Origin of the sequence: Candidatus Frankia nodulisporulans (genome assembly GCF_902806475.1) — a bacterium.
GTDB lineage: Bacteria > Actinomycetota > Actinomycetes > Frankiales > Frankiaceae > Frankia > Frankia umida.
Window position 1 is genome coordinate 1 of record NZ_CADCWS010000298.1, and the last position, 4645, is coordinate 4645.

General features: G+C 68.5%; 6 protein-coding genes. 3 read left to right on the forward strand and 3 right to left on the reverse strand.

Annotated features, from left to right (window positions below):
• Positions 1 to 463 (forward strand): MMPL family transporter (locus G6R24_RS18455; protein WP_163550457.1); only part of this gene is annotated, 463 nt, incomplete at its 5' end.
• Between the two features lie 235 nt (positions 464 to 698).
• On the opposite strand, the gene ctaD is transcribed toward G6R24_RS18455, so the two are convergent.
• The gene (gene ctaD, locus G6R24_RS18460) at positions 699 to 2414 is read right to left on the reverse strand and encodes an aa3-type cytochrome oxidase subunit I (protein ID WP_163550458.1); all 1716 of its coding nucleotides are present in this window, start codon (positions 2412 to 2414) and stop codon (positions 699 to 701) included.
• 349 nt (positions 2415 to 2763) lie between these two features.
• Between ctaD and G6R24_RS22820 the strand changes: the two genes are divergently transcribed.
• Positions 2764 to 3096, forward strand: coding sequence for a hypothetical protein (locus G6R24_RS22820; protein ID WP_175084717.1), 333 nt, complete (start codon positions 2764 to 2766; stop codon positions 3094 to 3096).
• A gap of 44 nt (positions 3097 to 3140) precedes the next feature.
• On the opposite strand, the gene G6R24_RS22825 is transcribed toward G6R24_RS22820, so the two are convergent.
• A complete protein-coding gene (locus G6R24_RS22825; protein WP_225438708.1) occupies positions 3141 to 3314 on the reverse strand; it encodes a hypothetical protein in 174 nt (57 codons plus the stop codon).
• A gap of 43 nt (positions 3315 to 3357) precedes the next feature.
• Between G6R24_RS22825 and G6R24_RS18465 the strand changes: the two genes are divergently transcribed.
• The gene (locus G6R24_RS18465; protein WP_225438709.1) at positions 3358 to 4011 is read left to right on the forward strand and encodes an SHOCT domain-containing protein; all 654 of its coding nucleotides are present in this window, start codon (positions 3358 to 3360) and stop codon (positions 4009 to 4011) included.
• Between the two features lie 29 nt (positions 4012 to 4040).
• On the opposite strand, the gene G6R24_RS18470 is transcribed toward G6R24_RS18465, so the two are convergent.
• Positions 4041 to 4403 (reverse strand): MmcQ/YjbR family DNA-binding protein, encoded by a 363-nt coding sequence (locus G6R24_RS18470; RefSeq protein WP_175084718.1) that lies wholly within the window; start codon positions 4401 to 4403, stop codon positions 4041 to 4043.
• Between the last annotated feature and the right edge of the window lie 242 nt (positions 4404 to 4645).

Below are 4645 nucleotides of genomic sequence, written 5' to 3' on the forward strand. Positions count from 1 at the left end.
CTGGATTCCGGTGATGCTCTTCGCCATCCTGTTCGGCCTGTCGATGGACTATCAGGTGTTCCTCGTCAGCCGGATGCACGAGGAGTGGATTCACACCCGCGACAACCGCCGGGCCATCACCATCGGCCAGGCCGAGACCGGCGGCATCATCACCGCCGCGGCCATCATCATGATCGCGGTGTTCTTCGGGTTCGTGGTCTCCCCGGGCCGGCAGATCAAGATCTTCGGTCTGGGTCTGGCGTCCGCGGTGTTCCTGGACGCGTTCATCCTGCGGACCATGCTGGTGCCCTCGCTCATGCACCTGATCGGGAAGCGGAACTGGTACTTCCCGCGCTGGCTGGACCGGGTCACCCCGCACCTGTCCGTCGAACCGCCCGAGGAGCGGGTGGCCCCGGCCACCGGCGACGTTCCCCCCACCCCACCCCAGACGCCGCCGCCGCACGACTCGAACGTCAGGGTCTGACGGTCGGCGTCCCGACGCACGACGCATGACGGGGACGCTCCCGGCGATGACGGGCGCACCCTGAGCGCGGACAACCGCATATCGGCACTGTCGGATCGGCCCCGGAGAACTCCGTTTCTCCGGGGCCGATCCGTCTGTCAGGCACCGTTCCAGCCGCGCCAGTCCCCGCCCGGACGCGGAACCGCCCCGGTCCCATCTGGCGACCGGGGCGGTTCTACGACTGTGGCGTTGCTGGTCAGGAACTCAGCCCGCGCTTGTTCGGTGCCGGTGTGAACTCGGGGGTGGCGTGGAAGTCCACGTCGCCGGCGAGCTCCGGATAGTGCAGGTCGAACGCCGGCCGCTCGGAGCGGATACGCGGCAGGGTGGTGAAGTTGTGCCGCGGCGGCGGGCAGGACGTCGCCCATTCCAGCGAGTTCCCAAATCCCCACGGATCGTCCACCGTGACGATGGGGCCCTTGCGGTACGACACGTAGAGGTTCAGCAGGAACGGCAGGGTGGACAGCGCCAGAATCACACTGCCCAGCGACGAGATGGTGTTCAGCGTGGTGAACCCGTCCTGCGCGCTGTAGTCGGCGTACCGGCGGGGCATACCCTTCACGCCGAGCCAGTGGTCGACCAGGAACGTGGAGTGGAAGCCGACCAGCATCGTCCAGTAGTGCACCTTGGCGAGCTTGGTGTTCATCATCCGGCCGGTGACCTTCGGGAACCAGAAGTAGATTCCGGCGAACCCGGCGAACAGCAGACCGGCGACCACGTAGTGGAAGTGGCCGACGACGAAGTAGCTGTCACTGACGTGGAAGTCGACCGGCGGGCTGGACAGCAGCACGCCGGTGAGACCACCGAACAGGAACGTCACCAGGAAGCCGACAGCGAACATCATCGGCGGTTCGAAGGTGATCTGCCCCCGCCACATCGTGCCGATCCAGTTGAAGAACTTGACCCCGGTCGGCACCGCGATCAGGAACGTCAGGATGGAGAAGAACGGCAGCAGCGCGGCGCCGGTCACGTACATGTGGTGCGCCCACACGGCGATCGACAGGCCGCCGATGCCGATGGTCGCGTACACCAGACCCTTGTAGCCGAACAGCGGCTTGCGGGAGAACACCGGCAGGATCTCGGTGATGATCCCGAAGAACGGCAGGGCGATGATGTAGACCTCGGGATGCCCGAAGAACCAGAACAGATGCTGCCACAGGACGGACCCGCCGTTGGCCGCGTCGAAGATGTGCGAGCCGAACCTTCGGTCGCACTCCAACGCGATGAGCGCCGCGGCCAGCACCGGGAAGGCGATCAGCACCAGGATGGACGTTACCAGCACGTTCCAGGTGAAGATCGGCAGCCGGAACATGGTCATACCCGGCGCCCGCAGGCACAGGATCGTCGTGATGAAGTTGACCGCGCCGAGGATGGTGCCCAGACCCGAGACGGTCAGACCCACCAGCCACAGGTCGCTGCCGAGCCCCGGCGAGTAGGCCTCGCTCGACAGCGGCGTGTAGGCGAACCAGCCGAACGACGCGGCGCCGTTCGGCGTGAGAAAGCCCGTGATGACCGTCAGGCTGCCGAAGAAGAAGAACCAGAACGACAGCGCGTTGAGCCGCGGGAAAGCCACGTCCGGCGCGCCGATCTGCAGCGGGATCAGATAGTTCGCGAACGCGAAGGCGATCGGCGTCGCGAACATCAGCAGCATCAGCGTGCCGTGCATGGTGAAGATCTGGTTGTACTGCTCGTTGGATACGTACTGCAGCCCGGGCCTGGCCAGTTCAGCCCGGATTATCATGGCCAGCACGCCGGCGAACGCGAAGTAGACAAGGGACGTCAGGGTGTACATCACCGCGATGTCCTTGTGCGACGTCGTCCGCAGGTAGTGCAGCAGCGACCCCAGGGCCTTGGGGGGCGCGTCATCTGCCGGTGGGTCCGCGTGCCCGGCCGGCGTGTCGTGCACTAGTGTCACATTCCGCTCCCGATGGTGATGCCGCTGCCGGCATTGGCGTGCGCGGCCCCGGCTGCAGGCTCGGCGCACCGGCCGAGAAACCTGCCGGCGCACGTCACGCTATCCACGGGCCCGTTTTCTCGGCCTTGTCGGACGTCCCACGCCCGAAGGAAATCCGGCACACCGATTCAGCGTAGAAGGTCCCGCCCCGGCGCCCCCACCATCGGGTCCCGCACTTTCTGGCCCTCCGCTGGTCTGTGCCTGTCGCCACACCGGTATTCGTTTCGTTCCGGCCGGCTTCTGGAAACCTCACCGGGTCGGTTGTTCTCCGGGTTGGTGACCTGCTGTTTCCCCGTCCGGTGGGCTGCCGGTGGCCGTGCGCCGTGGGCGTCGCCGACCAGGGGCGGGCGAGGACGGGTGCGCTCGGCTGACGTCGGGTGGGTCACGCCGCCCGGATGGGCCTCGCCGCGGCCCGACCCGGCGATCCCGGCCAGCCTGGCATGGCATCTGCGCGTCCAGAGTCCCGAAGCACCCGCCTCGGTCGATCCTCGCCCGTGCCACCCACCTGGACCCGCTCACCGCCCGGTTGGCCGAACCCCCGGTTCGCCGCGTACCGGAACCCGTCCTCGCCGGCACCATCGTCAACATGGACGGCTACGACGAGCTGACCTATGTCCGCGACCTCGGCCTCCTGCGCGCCTGAGCTGGTCCCGTCCACAAACGCCTGCCGCCCGTCCGATCGTCGAGTTAGCCTGCGGCGGGGAACCCGACCGCCCGAGGGGACGTGCCATGCGTGAGCTGACGAGCCAGGGCCAGCGGGCCGTCGCGGACCTCGCGCACCGCTACGACGTCAGCGTCGAGGCGGTGCGCACGCTGCTGGCCGCGGTGCTGGCCGGCAACGGCACGCAGGCCCCAGTTCACCCACCCCGACCTCGGCGGACGCGGGCAGTGGATGGCCGGCGGCATGACCATGGTCGGCGACATGTTCAACACCGCCCTACAAACCAGGGTCAGCGGCCTCGCCACCGACCTCGCGGCCCTGCTGGCCAGCCCGGACCTGTTCGCGCCCCACACCACGACTCCGACCGCGCCCGCATCCCCGGCCTCATCCTCGTGGGCTCCGTCCTCGTTTCCTTCCCCAGCCCCGTTCCCGTCTTCGTTCCCGTCCTCGACGGGGGATGGCTGGTGGCCCGGTGATCTGGGGCGACCCAGCGCCAGCGGCAGCCAGAACGGCGCACGGTACGCGGTCTTCCCCGCCGTCCAGCGGGATGACGGACCGGTCAGCGTGTACGACACCGGTGACCATCGCGTCGGCGGCGTCCAACAGCAGCAGGGTGGCCGGCCAGGAACACTGTCGTTCACCAGCCAGCACGGCACCTTCACCGTGGACAGCCTCTCCCCGGCAGCCCCCACGCCACTCGTGACACCCGGGCCCACCGCACCGTCCGAGCCCGCCGCCTCACCCGAGCCCACCCTGGCGTCCGAACCTGCCGCCGCAGGGGCGGACGCGGAGGCGATCCTGGCGACCCTTGACCGGCTGGGCGAGCTGCACCAACGCGGTGTGCTCACGGACGCCGAGTTCGCCGCGAAGAAGGCCGAGCTGCTCGCCCGGCTATGACATGAGGGAAACGGAAGGGGCCGTGGCCGCTATGCGGTCTCGGTGGTGAGCTCGGCCGGGGCGCGCATCCGCCAGGCGTCGGTGACGAGTTCGGTCAGCCGGTCGATGTCCACCGCGGCCAGCCGGCACATCACCAGCGGGAAGCCGTCGTAGCCGGGTGCGGTGAAGAACAGCTCGGGTTCGCCGCGCAGCAGCGCCTGCTTCTCGGCCTCGTCACCGACGTAGAGCACGGCGACGTCGGTGCGAATCCGCCGCGGCTGCCCCGGCCGGCGCTCCGGATACGACCAGACGAACCCCTTGCCGCCCACCCGGAAGTCGAAGCCCTCGCTATGGACTTCCTCGACCCCCGGCAACGCCAGCGCCAGCCGGCACACATCGTCGGCGTCAGCCACCGCACGTCTCCTCTCACCCGGATGTCCCGCGCACGCTCGTATTCTGCAACCGATCGGACGAACTCTCGAACCGATGGCGGCTTCGACCTCCCGCATCACCGGCGCCCGGTGGAACAGGGGCGATCGCTGGACGAGCTATTCGTCGGCGATCTGCTCGGACGGCTCCGCGGCGGCGTAGATGTCGATCAACCGCTCGATGGACGGTGCCAGATCGGGTCGGGTGCCGCCGAGACGGCGCAGCC